The 19,626-nt window shown below is 71.5% G+C and carries 24 protein-coding genes; 16 read left to right on the forward strand and 8 right to left on the reverse strand.

All coding sequences use genetic code 11. From position 1 onward, the window contains the following. The first annotated feature begins 122 nt into the window (after positions 1-122). The gene (locus tag ACIGZJ_RS29340; RefSeq protein WP_392939700.1) at positions 123-944 is read left to right on the forward strand and encodes a purine-nucleoside phosphorylase; all 822 of its coding nucleotides are present in this window, start codon (positions 123-125) and stop codon (positions 942-944) included. A 223-nt stretch (positions 945-1,167) separates the two neighbouring features. Continuing rightward, entirely contained in the window at positions 1,168-2,889 is a 1,722-nt protein-coding gene (locus tag ACIGZJ_RS29345) for a phospho-sugar mutase (RefSeq protein WP_396460075.1), read from the forward strand. Between the two features lie 117 nt (positions 2,890-3,006). Here the strand turns inward: ACIGZJ_RS29345 and ACIGZJ_RS29350 are convergent, their stop codons facing one another. Further along, positions 3,007-3,684, reverse strand: coding sequence for a PH domain-containing protein (locus tag ACIGZJ_RS29350; RefSeq protein ID WP_392939703.1), 678 nt, complete (start codon positions 3,682-3,684; stop codon positions 3,007-3,009). A 140-nt stretch (positions 3,685-3,824) separates the two neighbouring features. Between ACIGZJ_RS29350 and deoC the strand changes: the two genes are divergently transcribed. From deoC to ACIGZJ_RS29370, 4 genes are all read left to right on the forward strand, one after another. After that, positions 3,825-4,811, forward strand: coding sequence for a deoxyribose-phosphate aldolase (gene deoC, locus ACIGZJ_RS29355; protein ID WP_396460076.1), 987 nt, complete (start codon positions 3,825-3,827; stop codon positions 4,809-4,811). 5 nt (positions 4,812-4,816) lie between these two features. Continuing rightward, positions 4,817-6,301: an aldehyde dehydrogenase family protein gene (locus ACIGZJ_RS29360; protein WP_396460077.1), complete on the forward strand. Its 1,485-nt coding sequence runs from the start codon at positions 4,817-4,819 to the stop codon at positions 6,299-6,301. Next, positions 6,294-7,196: an aldehyde dehydrogenase family protein gene (locus ACIGZJ_RS29365; RefSeq protein WP_396460078.1), complete on the forward strand. Its 903-nt coding sequence runs from the start codon at positions 6,294-6,296 to the stop codon at positions 7,194-7,196. Before ACIGZJ_RS29360 ends, ACIGZJ_RS29365 begins: the two co-directional genes overlap by 8 nt. Positions 7,197-7,425: 229 nt before the next feature. Continuing rightward, complete coding sequence (locus tag ACIGZJ_RS29370) at positions 7,426-8,076, forward strand: ATP-binding protein (RefSeq protein ID WP_396460079.1); 651 nt, start codon at positions 7,426-7,428, stop codon at positions 8,074-8,076. 161 nt (positions 8,077-8,237) lie between these two features. Here the strand turns inward: ACIGZJ_RS29370 and ACIGZJ_RS29375 are convergent, their stop codons facing one another. Beyond that, positions 8,238-8,939 (reverse strand): SigE family RNA polymerase sigma factor, encoded by a 702-nt coding sequence (locus tag ACIGZJ_RS29375; RefSeq protein WP_396460131.1) that lies wholly within the window; start codon positions 8,937-8,939, stop codon positions 8,238-8,240. A 558-nt stretch (positions 8,940-9,497) separates the two neighbouring features. On the opposite strand from ACIGZJ_RS29375, the gene ACIGZJ_RS29380 reads away from it, so the two are divergent. From ACIGZJ_RS29380 to ACIGZJ_RS29395, 4 genes are all read left to right on the forward strand, one after another. Beyond that, positions 9,498-10,175, forward strand: a complete 678-nt coding sequence (locus tag ACIGZJ_RS29380) for a response regulator transcription factor (protein WP_329487983.1) — start codon at positions 9,498-9,500, stop codon at positions 10,173-10,175. A 39-nt stretch (positions 10,176-10,214) separates the two neighbouring features. Beyond that, positions 10,215-11,720, forward strand: a complete 1,506-nt coding sequence (locus tag ACIGZJ_RS29385; RefSeq protein WP_396460080.1) for an ATP-binding protein — start codon at positions 10,215-10,217, stop codon at positions 11,718-11,720. Next, entirely contained in the window at positions 11,717-12,100 is a 384-nt protein-coding gene (locus tag ACIGZJ_RS29390) for a hypothetical protein (protein WP_396460081.1), read from the forward strand. The genes ACIGZJ_RS29385 and ACIGZJ_RS29390 overlap by 4 nt, the downstream gene beginning before the upstream one ends. A gap of 139 nt (positions 12,101-12,239) precedes the next feature. Continuing rightward, positions 12,240-12,782: a VanZ family protein gene (locus tag ACIGZJ_RS29395; RefSeq protein WP_396460082.1), complete on the forward strand. Its 543-nt coding sequence runs from the start codon at positions 12,240-12,242 to the stop codon at positions 12,780-12,782. On the opposite strand, the gene ACIGZJ_RS29400 is transcribed toward ACIGZJ_RS29395, so the two are convergent. After that, on the reverse strand, positions 12,757-15,135 hold the full coding sequence (locus ACIGZJ_RS29400) for a tetratricopeptide repeat protein (RefSeq protein ID WP_396460083.1): 2,379 nt from the start codon (positions 15,133-15,135) through the stop codon (positions 12,757-12,759). The genes ACIGZJ_RS29395 and ACIGZJ_RS29400 overlap by 26 nt on opposite strands. A 215-nt stretch (positions 15,136-15,350) precedes the next feature. Between ACIGZJ_RS29400 and ACIGZJ_RS29405 the strand changes: the two genes are divergently transcribed. Then, positions 15,351-15,512: a hypothetical protein gene (locus ACIGZJ_RS29405; RefSeq protein ID WP_396460085.1), complete on the forward strand. Its 162-nt coding sequence runs from the start codon at positions 15,351-15,353 to the stop codon at positions 15,510-15,512. Between the two features lie 25 nt (positions 15,513-15,537). Here the strand turns inward: ACIGZJ_RS29405 and ACIGZJ_RS29410 are convergent, their stop codons facing one another. Then, a complete protein-coding gene (locus ACIGZJ_RS29410) occupies positions 15,538-16,185 on the reverse strand; it encodes a PhzF family phenazine biosynthesis protein (protein ID WP_396460086.1) in 648 nt (215 codons plus the stop codon). A gap of 135 nt (positions 16,186-16,320) precedes the next feature. On the opposite strand from ACIGZJ_RS29410, the gene ACIGZJ_RS29415 reads away from it, so the two are divergent. Continuing rightward, entirely contained in the window at positions 16,321-16,758 is a 438-nt protein-coding gene (locus ACIGZJ_RS29415; RefSeq protein WP_396460087.1) for a hypothetical protein, read from the forward strand. Positions 16,759-16,831: 73 nt separating this feature from the next. On the opposite strand, the gene ACIGZJ_RS29420 is transcribed toward ACIGZJ_RS29415, so the two are convergent. Genes ACIGZJ_RS29420 through ACIGZJ_RS29435 form a run of 4 tightly spaced genes read right to left on the reverse strand, consistent with a single transcriptional unit; the run spans position 16,832 to position 18,389 of the window. After that, positions 16,832-17,032 (reverse strand): DUF397 domain-containing protein, encoded by a 201-nt coding sequence (locus tag ACIGZJ_RS29420; protein ID WP_396460088.1) that lies wholly within the window; start codon positions 17,030-17,032, stop codon positions 16,832-16,834. A 28-nt stretch (positions 17,033-17,060) separates the two neighbouring features. Further along, a complete protein-coding gene (locus tag ACIGZJ_RS29425) occupies positions 17,061-17,288 on the reverse strand; it encodes a DUF397 domain-containing protein (protein ID WP_396460089.1) in 228 nt (75 codons plus the stop codon). After that, positions 17,288-17,488 (reverse strand): DUF397 domain-containing protein, encoded by a 201-nt coding sequence (locus ACIGZJ_RS29430; RefSeq protein WP_396460090.1) that lies wholly within the window; start codon positions 17,486-17,488, stop codon positions 17,288-17,290. Before ACIGZJ_RS29430 ends, ACIGZJ_RS29425 begins: the two co-directional genes overlap by 1 nt. Before the next feature lie 10 nt (positions 17,489-17,498). Further along, positions 17,499-18,389, reverse strand: coding sequence for a helix-turn-helix domain-containing protein (locus ACIGZJ_RS29435; protein WP_396460091.1), 891 nt, complete (start codon positions 18,387-18,389; stop codon positions 17,499-17,501). 259 nt (positions 18,390-18,648) lie between these two features. Here ACIGZJ_RS29435 and ACIGZJ_RS29440 point away from each other — a divergent pair, with 259 nt between their 5' ends. The 4 genes from ACIGZJ_RS29440 to ACIGZJ_RS29455 are packed head-to-tail and all read left to right on the forward strand — an operon-like array spanning position 18,649 to position 19,614. After that, complete coding sequence (locus ACIGZJ_RS29440) at positions 18,649-19,026, forward strand: ATP-binding protein (RefSeq protein ID WP_396460092.1); 378 nt, start codon at positions 18,649-18,651, stop codon at positions 19,024-19,026. Further along, positions 19,023-19,274 (forward strand): hypothetical protein, encoded by a 252-nt coding sequence (locus ACIGZJ_RS29445; RefSeq protein ID WP_396460093.1) that lies wholly within the window; start codon positions 19,023-19,025, stop codon positions 19,272-19,274. The genes ACIGZJ_RS29440 and ACIGZJ_RS29445 overlap by 4 nt, the downstream gene beginning before the upstream one ends. Continuing rightward, positions 19,271-19,483 (forward strand): hypothetical protein, encoded by a 213-nt coding sequence (locus tag ACIGZJ_RS29450; protein ID WP_396460094.1) that lies wholly within the window; start codon positions 19,271-19,273, stop codon positions 19,481-19,483. The genes ACIGZJ_RS29445 and ACIGZJ_RS29450 overlap by 4 nt, the downstream gene beginning before the upstream one ends. Then, positions 19,480-19,614, forward strand: a complete 135-nt coding sequence (locus tag ACIGZJ_RS29455; protein ID WP_396460095.1) for a hypothetical protein — start codon at positions 19,480-19,482, stop codon at positions 19,612-19,614. Before ACIGZJ_RS29450 ends, ACIGZJ_RS29455 begins: the two co-directional genes overlap by 4 nt. The last annotated feature ends 12 nt before the right edge of the window (positions 19,615-19,626 follow it).

Raw genomic sequence — 19,626 nt, forward strand, 5'->3', positions numbered from 1 at the left:
TACGGGCCACCCGGCCCGAAAGGGGCCCCGGAGCTGTACATTCACGCCATCCGGGTAACGATCCGGCACGTCGTACCGGGATTTTCTACGCGCGTAGTCGATTCCCGTCTATCCTCGGACGTGTGAACGCATCTCCTCAGTCGGTCGTCTCCGCCGACCCCTACGCCGCCGCCCAGGCCGCCGCCGCGCGCCTGCGCGAGCTGACCGGTGCCGAGCGCCACGACGTCGCCCTGGTGATGGGCTCCGGCTGGGTGCCGGCCGCCGACGCCTTGGGCGAGACCGTGGCGGAGTTCCCCGTCACCGACCTGCCGGGCTTCCCCGCCCCCGCCGTCGCCGGCCACGCCGGCACGATCCGCTCGGTGAAGATCGGCGAGAAGCGCGCCCTGATCTTCCTGGGCCGCAACCACTACTACGAGGGCCACGGCGTGGCCACCGTCGTCCACGGCGTGCGCACCGCCGCCGCCGCGGGCTGCGGGATCATCGTGCTGACCAACGGCTGCGGCGGTCTGCGCGAGGGCTGGGTCCCCGGCCAGCCGGTCCTGATCAGCGACCACATCAACCTGACCGCGGACTCCCCGATCGTCGGCGCCAACTTCGTCGACCTGACGGACCTCTACTCCAAGCGCCTGCGCGACCTCTGCCGCGAGGTGGACTCCACCCTCGACGAGGCCGTCTACGTGCAGTTCCGCGGCCCGCACTACGAGACCCCGGCCGAGGTCCACATGGCCCGGGTGATCGGCGGCGAGCTGGTCGGCATGTCCACCACCCTGGAGGCCATCGCCGCCCGTGAGGCCGGCTCCGAGGTGCTCGGCATCTCGCTGGTCACCAACCTGGCCGCCGGCATCACCGGCGAGCCGCTCAACCACGCCGAGGTGCTGGAGGCCGGCAAGGCCTCCGCCGAGCGCATGGGCGCGCTGCTGGCGAAGGTCCTCGAGCGGATCTGACCACCCGGGGCTAGGGCCTGTCCGGCCCTAGTCCGACGATTTCCGCCCGGCGCGTGCGACGGTGATCGTCGGACCCGCCGCGGCGCACGATCGTGAGCGACGGGGTCCGCGGGCTGCTGTGATCCGCTGATCACAGCGCCTGCGGGCCCCGTCCGCATGGGCAACCCTTCTTGCGGAACCCTCCGGCCACCCAACCGACGCACTTCCCGATGGAGCTGCAGCCATGACGCAGGCAACCACCACCGACCTCCTGGCCCGGGCCCGGGCCTGGCTCGCCGAGGACCCCGACCCGCAGACCCGCGAGGAGCTGGCGGCGCTGCTGGCCGAGGCCGAGGGCCCCGAGCCCGAGTCCGACAGCAAGATCGCCTGGTCCCGACTGGCCGAGCGGTTCTCCGACCGGCTCCAGTTCGGCACCGCCGGCCTGCGCGGCGAGCTGGGCGCGGGCCCGATGCGGATGAACCGCGCCGTGGTGATCCGGGCCGCCGCCGGCCTGGTCGCGTACGTCAAGAAGGAGAACCTCGGCGACCTCGTGGTGATCGGCTACGACGCCCGCCACAAGTCGTTCGACTTCGCCCGCGACACCGCCGCCGTGGTGGTCGGCGCCGGCCTGCGCGCCGCGCTGCTGCCCCGCCCGCTGCCGACCCCGGTGCTGGCCTTCGCCGTCCGCCACCTCGGCGCGGCCGCCGGCGTCACCGTCACCGCCAGCCACAACCCGCCGCAGGACAACGGCTACAAGGTCTACCTGGGCGACGGCTCGCAGATCGTGCCGCCGGCCGACGCCGGGATCGCCGCCGAGATCGACGCCATCGGCGCGCTCGCCGAGGTCCCGCTCGCCGCCGACGGCTGGGAGGTGCTCGGCGAGGACGTGATCGAGGCCTACCTCGACCGCGCGGTCTCGATCGTGGACGAGCACAGCCCGCGCGACCTGGACGTCGTCTACACCCCGATGCACGGCGTCGGCCGCGACACCCTGGTCGCCGCCTTCCGCCGGGCGGGCTTCCCGGCGCCCACCGTGGTCGCCGAGCAGGCCGAGCCGGACCCGGACTTCCCGACCGTGGCCTTCCCCAACCCGGAGGAGCCGGGGGCGATGGACCTCGCCTTCCGCACCGCCGCCTCGGTCGGCCCGGACATCGTCATCGCCAACGACCCGGACGCCGACCGCTGCGCGGTGGCCGTCCCGGCGAACGGCAACGCGGTCGGCTCCGGCGACGGCACCGGCTGGCGGATGCTGCGCGGCGACGACGTGGGCGCGCTGCTCGGCGCGGCGCTGGTCGCCAAGAAGGCCTCCGGGACCTTCGCGACCACCATCGTCTCCTCCACCCTGCTGGGCCGGATCGCCGAGGCCGCCGGCCTCGGCTACGCCGAGACGCTGACCGGCTTCAAGTGGATCGCCCGCGCCGACGGCCTGCGGTACGGCTACGAGGAGGCGCTCGGCTACTGCGTCGACCCGCAGGGCGTGCGCGACAAGGACGGCATCACCGCCGCCCTGCTGGTCGCCGAGCTGGCCGCCACCCTCAAGCGGTCCGGCCGCACCCTCGCCGACCTGCTGGACGACCTGGCGCTGGAGCACGGCCTGCACGCCACCGACCAGCTCTCCGTCCGGGTCCAGGACCTCTCGCTGATCGCCGACGCCATGCAGCGCCTGCGCGACCAGCCGCCGACCGTGCTGGCCGGACTGCGGGTCACCCAGGCGGACGACCTGACGGCCGGCTCGGCCGACCTGCCGCCCACCGACGGCCTGCGCTACTACCTGGCCGGCGAGGCCGTCCGCTCGGCCCGGATCGTGGTCCGCCCGTCCGGCACCGAGCCCAAGCTGAAGTGCTACCTGGAGGTCGTCCTCCCGGTCGCCACCGCCGCCGACCTGGCCGACGCCCGCACCCGGGCCGCCGAGCTGCTCGCCGCGATCAAGCGCGACCTGGCCGTGGCCGCGGGCATCGACGCCTGACCCGCAGCCTGCGACAGCCCGCACGACGAAGGGGCCCGCCGTCTCGGCGGGCCCCTTCGCTGCTTCTGCTTTTGCGCCCTGTGTCCTACGTGCCCTGCGCCCTGCCTGTGCAGCAGGTCAGACGGCGATCGCGACGATCAGCGCGACCAGCCCGAGCAGCGTCGGCGCGATGATCCACCAGCACCACCGCACGACCACCGGCCCGGCCGCGTCCGGCCGCGCGGCGTTGCGCTCGGCCAGCTCCTGCAGCACCCCGACCACCTGGTCGGACCAGGCCCGGTTCGGATCCGGCGCCCCCTCCACCACCGTCGGCGTCGGCCGGGCGAAGGCCGTCCCCAGCCGGGACGCGTGCCGCTCGACGCCGCCGCGCCGCTCGACCCGGGCGGCCCGCTTGCGCTGGCGCAGCGACACCGGCACCGCCCACACCTGGAACTTCCGGCCCTCCGCCAGCAGCTCGACCGAGTACCCGGCCCGCAGCGCGTCCACGGCCGCCCAGGGCGCCGTGATGGTCCGCAGCGGGTTGCGCACCACCAGCCGCCGGCTGTTGGCCAGCACGGCCGGCCGCAGCGTGTAGGCGATCACCGGGAAGGCGAACACCGGGACGGCCGCGAGCGAGACGTAGGGCGTCTTGCCCGTCCCGTTCAGCACGGCGTCCCCGATCAGCCACCCGGCCACGGCCAACAACAGCACACCGGAGATGACGCCGGGAATGGAGCGGTACACGCGGTCCGCGTACACGGGCTCACCATCGGGGGCGGCCGGGCCCTGGTGGGGCTTGCCGTCGGATTCGGTCATGCCGACGATTCTGCCCCATGCCCCCCACGATCTACAGGGGTGACGAGCGGGGCGGACGGGAGGCCGAGATATCGGTCCGGCATCGAAAGGCCGTGGGCCTAGCGGTCGACTACGCGCGTAGATATGCTGGTCTGGTGACTATGTCCACTCTTGCAGCCAATGCCCCCGGCGTTGCGGGCAGCGGTCTCCAGGACGTTGCGGCGTCCGAGGCCTCGCTCCGCCGCTTCCTGCACGGCCTGCCCGGCGTCGACCAGGTCGGCCTGGAGGCTCGCGCCGCCACTCTCGGCACCCGCTCGATCAAGACCGCGGCCAAGGCGTACGCCATCGACCTGGCCATCTCGATGATCGACCTGACCACGCTGGAGGGCGCGGACACGGTCGGCAAGGTGCGCGGCCTGTGCACCAAGGGCAGGACCCCCGACCCGACCGACCCGACCACCCCGCGGGTGGCCGCCATCTGTGTCTACCCGGACATGGTCGCCACCGCCAAGGAGGCGCTGCGCGGCACCGACATCCAGGTCGCCTCCGTCGCCACCGCCTTCCCCGCCGGGCGCGCCGCGCTCCCGGTGAAGCTCGCCGACACCGCCGACGCGGTCGCCGCGGGCGCCGACGAGATCGACATGGTGATCGACCGGGGCGCCTTCCTCTCCGGCCGCTACCTCGACGTCTTCCAGGAGATCGTCGCGGTCAAGGAGGCGTGCAAGCGCCCCGACGGCACCGCAGCCCACCTCAAGGTGATCTTCGAGACCGGCGAGCTACAGACGTACGACAACGTGCGCCGCGCCTCCTGGCTGGCGATGCTGGCCGGCGCCGACTTCATCAAGACCTCCACCGGCAAGGTCGCCGTCAACGCGACCCCGCCGGTCACCCTGCTGATGCTGGAGGCCGTCCGCGACTTCAAGGCGCAGACCGGCGTCCAGGTCGGCGTGAAGCCCGCCGGTGGCATCAAGACCACCAAGGACGCCATGAAGTACCTGGTGATGGTCAACGAGACCCTCGGCGACGACTGGCTGACCCCGCACTGGTTCCGCTTCGGCGCCTCCAGCCTGCTCAACGACCTGCTGATGCAGCGTCAGAAGCTGACCACCGGACGGTACTCCGGTCCCGACTACGTGACGGTGGACTGAGAATCATGGCCAAGAACAAGAACGCGAAGTCCGAAGAGCCCGTGCAGCCCGGCGGCGGCCTGTTCAGCTACGCCCCCGCCCCCGAGTCCCCCGCCGCCGCGGGCGACATCGCCACCTCCTACGGCCACTTCATCGGCGGCGAGTTCGTCGACTCCTCCGGCAGCGAGGCCCTGAAGACGGTCAACCCGGCCACCGAGCAGGTGCTCGCCGAGTTCGCCCAGGGCACCGAGGAGGACGTCGACCGCGCCGTCGCCGCCGCCCGCAAGGCCTTCACCGACTGGTCGGCGCTGCCGGGCAGCGAGCGCGCCAAGTACCTGTTCCGGATCGCCCGGATCATCCAGGAGCGCAGCCGCGAGCTGGCCGTGCTGGAGTCGATCGACAACGGCAAGCCGATCCGCGAGACCCGCGACGTCGACCTGCCGCTGGTCGCCGCGCACTTCTTCTACTACGCGGGCTGGGCCGACAAGCTGGACTTCGCCGGCTACGGCGCGAACCCCCGCCCGCTGGGCGTGGCCGGCCAGGTCATCCCGTGGAACTTCCCGCTGCTGATGCTGGCGTGGAAGATCGCCCCGGCGCTGGCCACCGGCAACACCGTGGTGCTGAAGCCGGCCGAGACCACCCCGCTGACCGCGCTGCGCTTCGCCGAGATCTGCCGCCAGGCGGGTCTGCCGAAGGGCGTCGTCAACATCGTCACCGGTGACGGCCGCACCGGCGCCGCGCTCACCGCGCACCCGGACGTCAACAAGGTCGCCTTCACCGGCTCCACCCCGGTCGGCCGGGCGATCGCCAAGCAGATCGCCGGCACCCGCAAGAAGCTCTCGCTGGAGCTCGGCGGCAAGGCCGCGAACATCGTCTTCGACGACGCGCCGATCGACCAGGCGGTCGAGGGCATCGTCAACGGCATCTTCTTCAACCAGGGCCACGTCTGCTGCGCGGGCTCCCGCCTGCTGGTCCAGGAGTCGATCCAGGACGAGCTGCTGGACGCCCTCAAGCGCCGGATGGGCACCCTGCGGGTCGGCGACCCGCTGGACAAGAACACCGACATCGGCGCCATCAACTCGGCCGCCCAGCTGGCCCGGATCACCGCGCTGACCGACGCCGGCGAGGCCGAGGGCGCCGAGCGCTGGTCGCCCTCCTGCGAGCTGCCCGGCACCGGCTTCTGGTTCAAGCCGACCATCTTCACCGGCGTCAGCCAGGCCCACCGGATCGCCCAGGAGGAGATCTTCGGCCCGGTCCTGTCGGTGCTGACCTTCCGCACCCCCGCCGAGGCGGTCGACAAGGCCAACAACACCCCGTACGGCCTCTCCGCCGGCATCTGGACGGAGAAGGGCTCGCGGATCCTGTGGACCGCGAACCGGCTGAAGGCGGGCGTGGTCTGGGCCAACACCTTCAACAAGTTCGACCCGACCTCGCCGTTCGGCGGCTACAAGGAGTCGGGTTACGGCCGCGAGGGTGGCCGCCACGGTCTGGAGGCCTACCTCGATGTCTGACACCACCACGCGTCTTGACGTCTTCAAGACCTACAAGCTGTACGTCGGCGGGAAGTTCCCGCGCTCCGAGAGCGGGCGGGTGTACGAGGTGACCGACTCAAAGGGCGAGTGGCTCGCCAACGCCCCGCTCGGCACCCGCAAGGACACCCGCGACGCGGTGCTGGCCGCCCGCGCGGCCGTCAAGGGCTGGGCCGGCGCCACCGCGTACAACCGCGGCCAGGTGCTGTACCGGGTCGCCGAGATGCTGCAGGGCCGGCGCGAGCAGTTCACCGCCGAGGTGGCCGTCTCCGAGGGCATCGGCCCGAAGAAGGCCGCCGCCCTGGTGGACGCCGCGATCGACCGCTGGGTCTGGTACGCGGGCTGGACGGACAAGGTCGCCCAGATCGCGGGCGGCGCCAACCCCGTCGCCGGGCCGTTCTTCAACCTCTCCACCCCGGAGCCGACCGGTGTGGTCGGGATCGTCGCCCCGCAGGCCGGGTACGGGCACTCGCTGCTCGGCCTGGTCTCGGTGATCGCGCCCGCCATCGCCACCGGCAACACCGTGGTGGTCGCGGCGGCCGCCGACGCCCCGCTGCCGGCCCTGTCGCTGGGCGAGGTGCTGGCCACCTCGGACGTCCCCGGCGGCGTCGTCAACATCATCTCCGGCCGCACCGCGGACATCGCCCCGACCCTGGCCTCCCACCAGGACGTCAACGCGGTGGACCTCACCGGCGCCATTGCGGCCGACGGTCCCGGCGCGGCGGCTGCGCTGGAAGCCGCTGCCGCGGATACCCTGAAGAGGGTGGTCCGTCCGGAGCTGGACCCGTTCGCCCAGGACTGGACCAATGCGCCCGGTACGGACCGGCTACTCTCGTTCCTGGAGACGAAGACGGTCTGGCACCCGATGGGGATCTGACCGTCCCCTCCGCAGTACCGCGTGACCGCGTTACAACTCCACAGACTGGCCGTCCCCAGTGCCCTCTCCCCCCCAGGGCCCGGACGGTCATAGGACGGACCCGCGCCTCTCCCCCCCTGGCGCGGGTCCGTCGGTTTTCCCGGGCGCCGCGCGGCAACGGGCCTGAGCGAAAGGTTCACGCGTACGACCGGTTTCGGCATCCCGCCCTGATGCGTCAGACTGGTGTCCCGTGAGTGTCTCCCCGCTGAACCCTGTGCCGATAGCCCGTGCCCGGGTGGTCCTGCTGTCCGGTCCCTCCGGATCGGGGAAGTCCTCGCTCGCCGAGCGCAGCGGCCTGCCGGTCCTCCAGCTCGACGACTTCTACAAGGACGGGGACGACCCCACCCTGCCGCTGCTGCCGGACGGCGCGGTCGACTGGGACTCCCCGCTCGCCTGGCACCGCGAGCAGGCCGTCGCGGCCATCCGCAGCCTGCACGACACCGGCCGCGCCGACGTCCCGGTGTACTCGATCCCGGACAACGGGCGGATCGACACCCGCGTCCTGGACCTGGCCGGCGCGCCCGCGTTCATCGCCGAGGGCATCTTCGCCGCCGAGATCACCGCCGACTGCGCCGCCGAGGGCCTGCTGGGCGACGCCCTGTGCCTGCGCAACCGCCCGCTCACCACCGCCTGGCGCCGACTGCGCCGGGACGTCCGGGAGGGCCGCAAGTCGCTGCCCGTGCTGATCCGCCGCGGCTGGCGCCTGATGCGTGCCGAGCGCGGCATCGTCGGCCGCCAGGTCGAGCTGGGCGCCCAGCCCTGCGGCGGCGCCGAGGCCGCCCGCCGGATCCGCGCCGCGGCGGACCACCGCGCCCTCGCGGCCGTCCAGGCCACCGCGTAGCCGAGAAGAACAAACGGCGGGCCCGGTGCGTCTCCCCCGCACCGGGCCCGCCGCCTTCCCGGACGGTCACCGGGCTCCCCTGACCGCGCCGCTCCCCCGAGCCGGCGCCGCCAGTCCCCCAACCGTCCTTACCCGTCCCCCGACGGGAGTCTCTCGCCGCGTTACGCGACCAGCTCGCCGAACGCCCGGGCCGTGTCGCCCGACCGGTTCAGGTGCTCGTCGTCACGCAGCCGGCGCAGTGCGCGCCAGATGCTGCTCTTGACCGTGCCGACGCTGATGTTGAGCACATCGGCGATCTCCGGGTCGGTCTTGCCCTCGTAGTAGCGCAGCACCAGCATGGTCCGCTGGTTCTCCGGCAGCGTGGACAGCGCCTGCCACAGCACGGTGCGCAGCTCGGTGCCGCCCATCGCGTCGGTGTCGCCGGCCGTCTCCGGCAGCTCCTCGGTCGGGTACTCGCTGACCTTGCGGCGCCGCCACGCGGAGATGTGCAGGTTGGTCATGGTGCGGCGGAGGTAGCCCCCGACCGCGGCCTTGTCGGTGATCCGGCCCCAGGCCCGGTAGGTGCTGAAGAGCGCGCTCTGCAGCAGGTCCTCGGCCTCGTAGCGGTCACCCGTGAGGTGGTACGCCGTGGCGTACAGGGAGGCGCGGCGCTCGCGCACGTACGCGGTGAACTCCTTGGTGTGGTCCTCCGCGACGGCCGGGTGCTCCCCCTGCGCGCCTCCCTGTCCCGCCTCGTTGGCGCGATCCGCTGCGGGGGACACCCGCAGCAGCGTCGTACCCGCGGCCTCGCGGCCGGCCGACTCCCCCGAATCGACCGTCCGAAGACCGCTCCCCCCGATCCCCAGGGTTCCCCCGTTCCCCAGGGTGTCCTTGCCCTCGACGCGGACGGGGAGGATCCCCCGCAGCGTGAGGGTGTTGGCGGAATCGGCCGCACTCCCCGTCCGGCCGATTCCGTACAGCTCCCCCTGCCTGCCGCCGCCGCTCACCCGGCGGGCAGCAGTGTTTCCACCGGTGCTGTGTGCGCACCCCCGTACGATCACGGCACCGGAGGCCTCATCGGTCCTGACCTCGTACCGGGTCCGGTGGGTGGTGTCTGACGAACGCGGGGTCCGCCCAGCCGGGTTGGTCCGGGTCTGAAGCGTGGCGTTCATCATGCGCCCCCTTGGTCGGTACGAGCGGATCCTGTCGCCGCCGTTCGGCCGGCCTGTTGGCCCGCTGTACTGCGGCGACATGGAAAATCCTGCCCGCCGGTTGTGATGGCGCTGTCCGCCGACTGTCACAGGGCTGTCACAGGGAGGGGGCCCGCGCCCCGCAGTCCCTCCTGCCGTCCCGGACGCCGGTGGCGCGGGTTCCGGTTCCAGCCCGGCCGGCGAAGGGTGCCGGGGGGTGATTCGGCGCCCCGGGTGAGCCAGAATGAGGCCGTGCCTTTCCTCCTTCTGATCGAGGACGACGACGCCATCCGCACCGGCCTCGAACTCGCCCTCACCCGCCAGGGCCACAAAGTGGCCACCGCCGCCTCCGGCGAGGACGGTCTGAGGCTCTTCAAGGAGCAGCGGCCGGACTTGATCGTGCTGGACGTCATGCTGCCCGGAATCGACGGCTTCGAGGTCTGCCGCCGCATCCGCCGCACCGACCAGCTGCCGATCATCCTGCTCACGGCCCGCTCCGACGACATCGACGTCGTGGTCGGCCTGGAGTCCGGTGCGGACGACTACGTCGTCAAGCCGGTGCAGCCGCGCGTCCTGGACGCCCGGATCCGGGCCGTGCTGCGGCGCGGTGAACGGGAGAGCTCGGACTCGTCCGCGTACGGCACCGTGGTGATCGACCGCGCCGCGATGACCGTCACCAAGGACGGCGAGGACCTCCAGCTCACCCCGACCGAGCTGCGGCTGCTGCTGGAGCTCAGCCGCCGCCCCGGCCAGGCGCTCTCCCGCCAGCAGCTGCTGCGGCTGGTCTGGGAGCACGACTACCTCGGCGACTCCCGGCTGGTCGACGCGTGCGTGCAGCGGCTGCGGGCCAAGGTCGAGGACGTCCCGTCGGCGCCCACCCTGATCCGCACCGTGCGCGGCGTCGGCTACCGGCTGGACCCTCCGGCGTGACGCCCGCGCCGCTCCTGACTTCCATAACGACAGGCTGACGTGACTGACCATCAGACGACCCGGCGGTTCTCCTCGGGCCCGTGGCGGCGGCTGCGCTCCCTGCGGGTACGGCTGATCGCGGTGTTCGCCGCGGTCGCGCTGCTCGCCGCAGCCTCGGCCTCCGGCATCGCGTACTGGCTGAACCGGGACGCGGTGCTCAAGCGCGCCCAGGACACCGCGCTCAACGACTTCCGGGTCTCGCTCACCCGCAACGTCTCCCAACTGCCGCTGAACGCCACCTGCCTACAGCTGAACGAGCTGGCCAGCCTGGTCTCCGGTTCGGGCCTGGGCTACGACGTGGTCGTGGTCGACGCCGCGCTCCCGGGCTGCGTCGCCTCCTCCAACCCGGGGCGCTATACGGAGGCCGAGGTCCCGGACCGGCTGCGGTCCACCGTGGCCCGTCAGCGCGAGGTCACCGAGAACAACCCGTACGCGTTCCACCTGTACTGGCAGCGCCAGAACCTGGACGGCCGCCCGTTCCTGATCGGCGGCACCAAGGTGGTGCCGACCGGCCCGACGGCGTACATGTTCAAGTCGCTGGAGAACGAGCGGGCCGACCTCAACACGCTGGGCTGGTCGCTGGCCATCGCCACCCTGCTCGCCCTGATCGGCTCGGCGCTGCTCGCCCAGGCCGCCTCGGCGACGGTGCTGCGCCCGGTCAAGCGCCTCGGCGAGGCCGCCCGCCGGCTCGGCGAGGGCCACCTGGACACCCGGCTGGAGGTCGACGGGTCGGACGAACTGGCCGATCTCGCCCGGACCTTCAACCGCACCGCGGAGTCCCTGCACGAGCAGGTTGAGGAGCTGAGCGCGCGCGAGGCGCAGAGCCGGCGGTTCGTCGCCGACATGTCGCACGAGCTGCGCACGCCGCTGACCGCGATGACGGCGGTGACGGACATCCTGGAGGACGAGGCGGAGTCGCTGGACCCGATGATCGAGCCGGCCGTCCGGCTGGTGGTCAACGAGACGCGTCGGCTCTCCGACCTGGTGGAGAACCTGATGGAGGTGACCCGCTTCGACGCCGGCACCGCGAAGCTGGTCGCCGACGAGGTGGACATCTCCGATCTGATCATGTCCTGCATCGACGGCCGGGCCTGGTACGACGCGGTCGAGCTGGACGCCCCGCGCGGCATCCGGGCCGTGGTGGACCCGCGCCGGCTGGACGTCGTGTTCGCCAACCTGATCGGCAACGCGCTCAAGCACGGCGGCTCGCCGGTGCGGGTGAAGGTCCGGCAGACGGACGACTCGGTGACGGTGGAGGTCTCCGACAGCGGGCCCGGCATCCCGGAGGACGTGCTGCCGCACGTGTTCGACCGCTTCTACAAGGCCGACAAGGGGAGGGCGCGGTCGGAGGGCAGCGGGCTGGGCCTGTCCATCGCGATGGCCAACGCGCAGATACACGGGGGGACGATCACGGCGGCCAACGGGGAGGCGGGCGCGGTGTTCACGCTGACCCTGCCGACCACGCAGCCGTCCCCGCCCGTCTCCCCCGAGGAGGATGCGGCATGACCTCCCGTCTGCGCCGTACCCGCTTGAGCCGTACCCGCCTGCGCCGCACCGCCGGTATCGTCCTGCTGCTCGCCGTCGCCACCGGGTGCGGCATCCGCCCGACCGCCGTGCCCGTGGACGCGGGCGCGCCGGCCAGCCGGACCGCCTGCCCGACCCAGCCGGCCGTCCCGACGGCTCCGGTGCTGCCGAGCCCGGTCGGGCCCACGGCGCCGGCCGTGACGGCACCCACGGCCGCGCGCTCGACGGCGAAGGCCGGGGTCAGCCCGGCTCCGGGCGTCCCGTCGGCGGCGCCCTCCGTGGTCTCGCCGGTGGTGCCGTCCACCCCGCCGCCCGACAACGCGTTCACCGCGCCGCCGTCGCCCTCGCCGACCTGTCGGTAAACCCCGGCGCGCGCACCCGGGCTCTGTTCCGGGTGCGCGTCGGAATGTTCGCGCCGCACGTGGAACCGTTGCGCCACCGGCTCACGTCCTTCCCCGCGTGCAGCGAGATGGCACCAGCACACGCGACGAGCGTGCCGGCGTGCGGACCACGACAGGGTCGGCGACGGCCGTCCACCGTCCCCTGCGGCTGGCGGGGGTCGTCGGACTCACCCTCCATCTGGCCCTGGTCTGCTGGCTGGTGCTGAGGCCGCCGCCGGTGGCGTGGGTGTACGACGCCAACCTGACGCCCCTGGGATCGCTGCGGTCCTCCACGGCGTGGCAGGTGCTCGGGGAGCTGCTGCTGCTGGCGCCGCTGGGAGCGCTGCTCCCGCTGACCGGGGGCCGGCTCCAGGCGCCCTGGCTCCCGTCCTTCCTGCGCACCACGGGTGCGTCCGCGCTGCTGGCGACGGCGCTGGAGTTCCTCTCCTCGTGGACGCCGGGGCACGTGCTGAACGTCGACCACATACTGTTCGCGGTGGTCGGCGTGGGGATCACCCACCTGGCCGTCGTCCCGGCCTGCCGGTCCCTGCTGCTGCGGCCGCAGGGGGTGCGGGCCACGAGGGTGCGGGCCACCGCGCCGGCGCCGAGTCCGGCCCCGGTGTACGCGGAGGCGGCCCTCAGTCCCGGAAGTCCTCGCCGGTGAGCGCCTTGGCGGCCTGGTCGGTCTCGCCGACGGAGGCGTAGGCCTCGGAGGCCTGCTCGCGCAGCTCCCGCACCTCCGCCTCGGGGTGACCGGCCGCCGCCAGGGTGTCCGCGAGCTCTCCGAGGGCGTGCGCCTCGTAGTAGGGATCCCGCAGCTCCCGGAACCGCTCCGCGGCGCGGCGGCCCATCGCGGCCGCCTCCTCGTATCGGTGCAGGTGCCGTAGGACGTTGCCGATGTTGTTCCATCTGATCCCCTCAGCGCGGGGAAGCCCCTGTTCCGGGCAGAGGGAGAGGGACTCCTCGTGACTGGCAAGCGCCTCTTCGAACTGCCCGAGGTCGCGGAAGACCAGTCCGAGATTGGACAGAACCTCGCTCACGCCGATGCGATCCGCATCCTCCCGACAGGCTCTCAACGATCGCTCGTAGAACGCGCGGGCTTCGTCGAGGCGCCCGAGATCCCGGTACGCGCCTCCGAGACCACTCTCCGAGAGACTCAGACCCTTTGGGTAATCGATGTCACCGACACTCGCCAGAGCCCTCTGGTACGCCTCAAGTGCTTCGTCCAGACGCCGCTGGCGCCTACGGCAAGCCCCGAGCATGATCCACATCAGGACTTCGAAGCGTCGTTCTCCCCGCACCTGGGCGACCTCGATGCCGACGACCGTGACGGATTCCCAGTCATCGAGGTGGCGACGGTTCTGGAGGTAGTCGGCGAGATCCGAGCAGAGCTGCAGAGCATCCAGCCAGAGACCACAGGTGCGGGCCGTCTGGACTGCGGCAACGAGATTGGCGCGCTCGTCGTCGAGCCAGGTGAGGGAATGCTCGACATCCCTGAACTCCGTTCGGTCGTCCCGACCCGGACGCCCGGTCAGGAGGAACATCGCGCTCGAGGCTCTGCGCACGTAGTAGCCGATGAGGCGTTCCAGAGCGGCCTTGTAACGGGATCCCTCCCTGCCGGCATGCTCGACGGCGTGGTCCCGGACTAGGTCGTGCATGATCCAGCGGCCGCCGCCGGTGTTCTGCCGGATCAGCCCGGTGGCCGCGAGGGCGTTCAGGCGGCGGCGGACCTCCCGAGGCTTCTGCCCGGTGAGGTGGGCCGCCGAATCGGTGGAGATGTCAGTACCCGGGGCGATGGCCAACAAGTCCAGCAGCTCCGCCTCCGGGATCTTCAGCAGGCGCCGTGAGCGGTCGAGGGAGACGCGGACGACGGCCCGCTGGCCGTCGTCCAGCTGGTCGAGCCTGCTGCCCGTCTCGGCGAGCGCCTCCGCCAGGTCGTCGGCGAGCTCGCCCGGGGTCAGGTGCGGGTCCAGGACGTGCTGGGCGGCGGCGAGTTCGAGGGCGAGCGGCAGGTACCCGCACATCTTGGCCAGCCGCAGCGCGCCCTCCGGATCGGCGGTGATCTGCTGGGGGCGGCGCTTGGTGGTGCGCAGGGTGGTCGCCATCAGCTCGACGGAGGACTCCGGCGTCAGGACGTCGAGGTCGATGAGCTCCGCGTCCAGGTCGGCGAGGGTGTGCCGCGAGGTGATCAGGAGGCGGTGCGGTCCGGCTCCGGGGAGCAGGTGGCGGACCTGCTCGGAGGCGGAGGCGTTGTCGGCGACCACAAGGATGCCACGCCCCTGCTGGATCCGCAGGTCCAGCAGGGCCCGGAAGAGAGCGGCCCGGCCGTCGTCGTCCGGGGGGATCCGCTCGGCCGTAACGCCGAGGGTGCGCAGGGTGGAGTCGAGGGCCTGGCCGACGGTGGTCGGGTTCTCGTCGTAGCCGTGCAGGTCGAAGAAGAGGGCGTCGGCGAACCAGCCGTTGGCGAGGGCGCGGTGGGCCACGGCGAGGGCAAGGGTGGTCTTGCCGATGCCGCCCATTCCGGCCACGGAGGCGACCAGTACCGGGTCGGCGGTGCTCGCATCCGGGTCGAGGAGGGGGAGCAACAGCTCCAACTCCCCGTCACGGCCGGTGAAGTCCCGGGTCAGCTGCGGCAGCGGCGGGAGGGGTGGGGTCGTCGGGGCGGACGGGCGGTCCTTGGCGGCGGCGGCCCGGTTCGACTGGGCCTCGTCGAGGAGGGTGCGCCAGGAGCGCTCGTCGAACGGTCGGCCGGCCCAGGCGCTCCAGATGGTGACCAGGGCGATGAACTGACCGCTGCTGGCGGGGCTGGGCACCTTGGCGCGCTCGGCGTCCTCCGGTGCCCAGTCGCTGACGCGTTTGGCGGTGAACTTCTTGGCGGCGGCCGAGTTGAGGCCCCTGACCTGCCGTTCGGCCTCGCGGTCGGAGGACGGCTGCCCGGCCCGCTCGCGTGCCGTCTGCGCGGCCTGCTTCAACTCGCGCAGCCTGGTGTACAGCTCCCGCGCCGCCTGCTCGCCCAACCCCGTGCCCCCTGCCCGTGTGCTGCCCGCCCGCCGTTGCCCGGTGCCCGCCGTGCCCTCGGCGGGCAGGGCGGGCAACGCGCTGGCCAGCAGCTTAGAGCGGATTCGCCCGCGGTGCCCGGGGGTTGGGACGGGCGGCGGGCGGCGGGCGGAGTGTTGGCGGCACGCCGGGCCCGGCGCCGACCATCCGAACTGCTCACAAGGGGGCAACCCGCATGAAGCGCCGTAGCCGCAACAGCCGCCGTATCAGCAACCGTCGCCGCACCACCGCCCGCCGTCTCCTGCACACCGCCGCGTTCGCCGGGGTGCGGGGGCTGGCCGGATCCGCCGGTCCGGTCGTCGTGATCGTGATCAAGTGGTGGCTCGACCACCACTGATGACGGATCGCCCGGGGGGCCGTGCTCAGCGGCTCTCCGGGCGCACCCGGCCGCCGACCTCGATCAGTCCGCCGGGGCGGACGGCCGTCACGATCTGCGAGCCGCGGCCCTGGGTGATGGTGAGGTCGCGCTGGAGTTCGGCGGTCAGGATGATGGCGGCCGCGCCGGTGGCCTCGTCCTCGTCGATGCCGTCTCCCCGGCCGGGGAAGGCGCGGGCGCGGACGGTGCCGGCCGCCTCGTCCTGCCAGGCCCAGGCGTAGATCCACTCACCGGGCGGCGGGACGTCGAGGGCGTCGACCTCGGCGGCCGAGCCGTACTGCCTGGTGGTGCGGCCGGGAGCCCACTCGGCGCGACCCTCGATCCGGGTGAACTCGCCGTCGCGGCGGACGTTCACGGTGCCGGCGAGGGTGAGGAGGGAGGGGGTTCCGAGGAGCCAGGCGGAGCCCACGCAGGGGTGTCCGGCGAAGGGCAGGCGGGCGCTGGGGGTGTAGATGTCGATGGCGCCGGTTTCGGCATCGTCGATGAAGACGGTCTCGCTGAAGCCGAGCTCCCGGGCGAACTCCTGGCGGTCGGCGGGGGTGGGGAAGGCGGAGGCCTCGCGGACGACACCGAGTGCGTTGCCGTGCGAGCCGTCGGGGGCGCAAAAGACCCGAAGAACCTCATAGTCAGTCATCCCCCCAGCCAAGCACGGGGTGCGGGCGGGAGTGAAACGACTCCGTGATGAAAAAGATGGCGCGGATGTCAGTGGGCTCCAGTACTGTGCGCTGTCGTCCCCAAAGCTTTTACTTCTTCCCTACAGGAATCCTCTTTGAACCTCGACTTCAGCGCCGAGCCGCTTTTCTCCTGGTACGTCGTGCTGCTGGCCGTCAGCGGTATCGCGATGGTCGTGCTGGGTGCTGCGAACCTCGGCCGCAGCCTGAGCATCGGCTGGCGCGTGATCAACATCCTCGCGGGCATCGCGTTCGCCGGATACGCGTACTACCTGGCGTTCGTCTTCGAGGGGGGCGAGTACCGGCTGTTCTTCCAGGCGTTCATCCTCCCGGTGGTCCTGATCGCCAACTCGGTGAAGGCACTGGCCACCCGCGGTACCGCCCAGGCCGCGCAGCCGGCCCCGCAGCAGTTCGGCCCGCCGGCCATGCCGTACAACCCGAACGCCCAGTACAACCCGAACGCGCAGCACCAGGCCGCGCCGGGTGCGCCGGTCGCGCCGCCGCAGCAGCCCGCCCAGCCGCCCCAGGCCGGCTGAGGGACATAGTGGTGATGCCCCGGCCCCTCGCAGAACTGCGAGGGGCCGGGGCATCGGTGTTTCTTGGGCTTGGTCAGACGAGGTGGTCGAACTCCCCCGCCTTGGCCGCGAGGAGGAAGGCACGGAGCTTGGCCTCGTCAGTAGTGACGACGGCTCCCAGATCATCCGACTCCCGGAGGTACCGAAGGCGCCCCGAGCCCCGTGCGATCTCCAGGCAGTTGTTTGAGACATCTCCGCCGCTGAATGACGACTTCTGCCACTCGAGTTGTCGCATGAGCACCTCCACCCGGAGCTACTACCCGTCACAGGAGATGGTCGAACTCCCCTGCCTTGGCCGCAAGGAGGAAGGCTCGAAGCCTGGCGGCATCCGTCACGACAACGACGTCCGGGTCATCCGATTCCCGCAGGTGCCGGAGATCGCCGCCTACGGCGAGTTCGATGCAGGTGCTACCGCCTTCGGCGTCACTGAAGGATGACTTCTGCCACTCGAGTTGTCGCATGACCACCTCCACCACAGAGGTACTACCCATCACAGGAGATGGTCGAACTCCCCCGCCTTCGCTGCAAGCAGAAACGTACGGAGCTTGGCAGCACTGGTCGTGACAACGACATCCGGCTCATCCGACTCGCGGAGGTGACAAAGATCGCCAGCTCCGGAGGCGAGTTCGAGGCAGTTGTCGGCGCCGTCCGCGCCGCTGAATGACGACTTCTGCCAGGAGAGGTGGAACATCTGATGCCTTTCAACTCTGGAGCTGGTAGAGAAGATGGTGGATGAGCCCCCATGAGTCACGGGAGGGAAGCTCTCGCAGAGACCTTCCCTCAGCGATGGCAGGCAAGGCAAGGTCACTCAGCTGCTGAAACGTCTGGCGATAGTCCGCGAGGTCGGCAGGATCTCCAAGGTGCTCGGCACGCTTGGGCCCAGCCAGGACAATCGTCGAGAGATCCGCGCATCCGGGGTCGCAAAACAGGAACGATGCCGACAGAGGTCCATGCTTCGGCGCCGTGAACGGCAGCACTTGGATGGTGACGTTCGGCAGTTCCGCCATGTCGAGAAGGTGAAGCAATTGGGCTCGCATGGCAGTGTCGCCTGCGAATCGCATCCGCAGCGCCGCCTCATGAATCACGAACCGAAACTGCCGTTGCCTGTCATCGCTCAGGATCCGCTGGCGTTCCATGCGAAACCGGACGGCAGTCGCCACGTCCCACTCCCTGTCGCGATAGGAGTGCTCATAGATGGCTTCGGTATAGGCAGGCAGTTGAAGGAGTCCAGGGATGTAGAGGGTGTCATAGCTGGCCAACGCCGCAACCCGGTCCTCAACCTCCGCCAGATCAAGCGCGAGCGACGGGACCTTCCCCTTGAACTCCGTCCACCAGCCCTTGCCGTCGCTGGCGCCGAGCTCCTGCAGAATCGCGACGTAAGTTTCATCCGTGCACCCGTAGGTGGACAGCAGCGTCGCGAGCCGCGCCGGATCGAGCCCGGTTCGAGCCGCCTCGATGTGGCTGAGCTGCGGACCGCCCATGCCGATCGTGGCACCGGCATCCTTCACCGCCAGCCCGGCAACCTCACGCAGTCTCCTCAGCTCAGCGCCGAATCGCTTCTGCCGCTCGCTGATTTGGGTCCTGAGCGCCAAGGGTCTTCCTTCCGTGTCGGAGCAGTTTCCCGCTTCCAGAGCGCCGGGCGCCACTCACAAGAGTGAGGCTACGCACCCCCACGGGTCATCTTGCTCGATCGTGTTGCACGCGTGGAACCCATGGCCCTACTCTCAGTGTTGCACCGATTACATGACGGAGCGTCAGTAATGCCTGGCCAGGCGCCGCAGAGCAGCCCCATGGCCTCGCTCACGGTCACGTCTCCGCCTCGAACTCCTGATCCCCTCCCGGAGGTTCTTCGTGCGTGCCTTCACCTGCCCCCAGCCCCCGCCCGACTGGTCCGCCGCCCGCGAGGAGCTGCGGGACGCCCTCACCGCCGCCGGCTGGCCGCCCGACGTCATCGCCGACGCCGAACTCGCCCTTCATGAACTCTTCGTCAATGCCTGGCGGCACGGCGGCAGCCCCGCGCCCCTCGTGGTCGTTCTCCTCCTCAACCGAACCCTCCGGGTCTCGGTCTCGGACGACAGCCCCGCGCTCCCCGAGCAGCGCCACAGCTCCGACCCCTACGAACTCAGCGGCCGCGGCCTCCACTTGGTCCGCTCCCTCACCCACCGATTCGGCACCGACCCCCGCAAGACCGGCAAAAGCGTCTGGTTCGAGCTGGACGCCGCCGCGTGAGCCGAATCAACCGCCGCCACCCCATCAAGCCCACCGACCCCGGGCTCCGCGCCTACACCGAGGCCCAGATCGCCGGAATCCTCGCCGAAGTCCTCACCCTCGGACGCCAGTTCGGCCTGCTCTTCCCCTCCACGGGCACCGACACCAACCTCGACGGCCGCATCCTGGTCGACTTCGGCAACGCCCCCGCCAGCACCCTGCTCAATCTCCACACCCTCCTCCTCGACCACGAGGAGGACCACCCGTGAACCTCCTCACCCACACCGAGCGCACCACCATCGCCTACCTCTCCGTCGAGGCCGTGCCCGACGCCGCCCTCCAACTCCGGGTGGCCGTCGACCTCGACATCCACGCCGCCCCCGGCGAACACCTCGCCCTCCCGCTCACCCGGGACCAGGCCGAAGAGCTCCTCCACGCCCTCGCCGCCCGCCTCACCCCCACCCGGGCGGCCCGATGAGGCCCGGCACCGCCGCCTTCCTCATCGGCACGGCCTTCACCCTCCTCCTCGCCCTCGCGATCGCCACCGTCGTCCTCGGCGTCATCACCGCCCTCAACACCACCAGGCCGGACGACGACGACCCGCGCTGACCCCGCCACCTC

This window comes from Kitasatospora sp. NPDC052868 (assembly GCF_044547105.1).
Taxonomy (GTDB): Bacteria; Actinomycetota; Actinomycetes; order Streptomycetales; family Streptomycetaceae; genus Kitasatospora.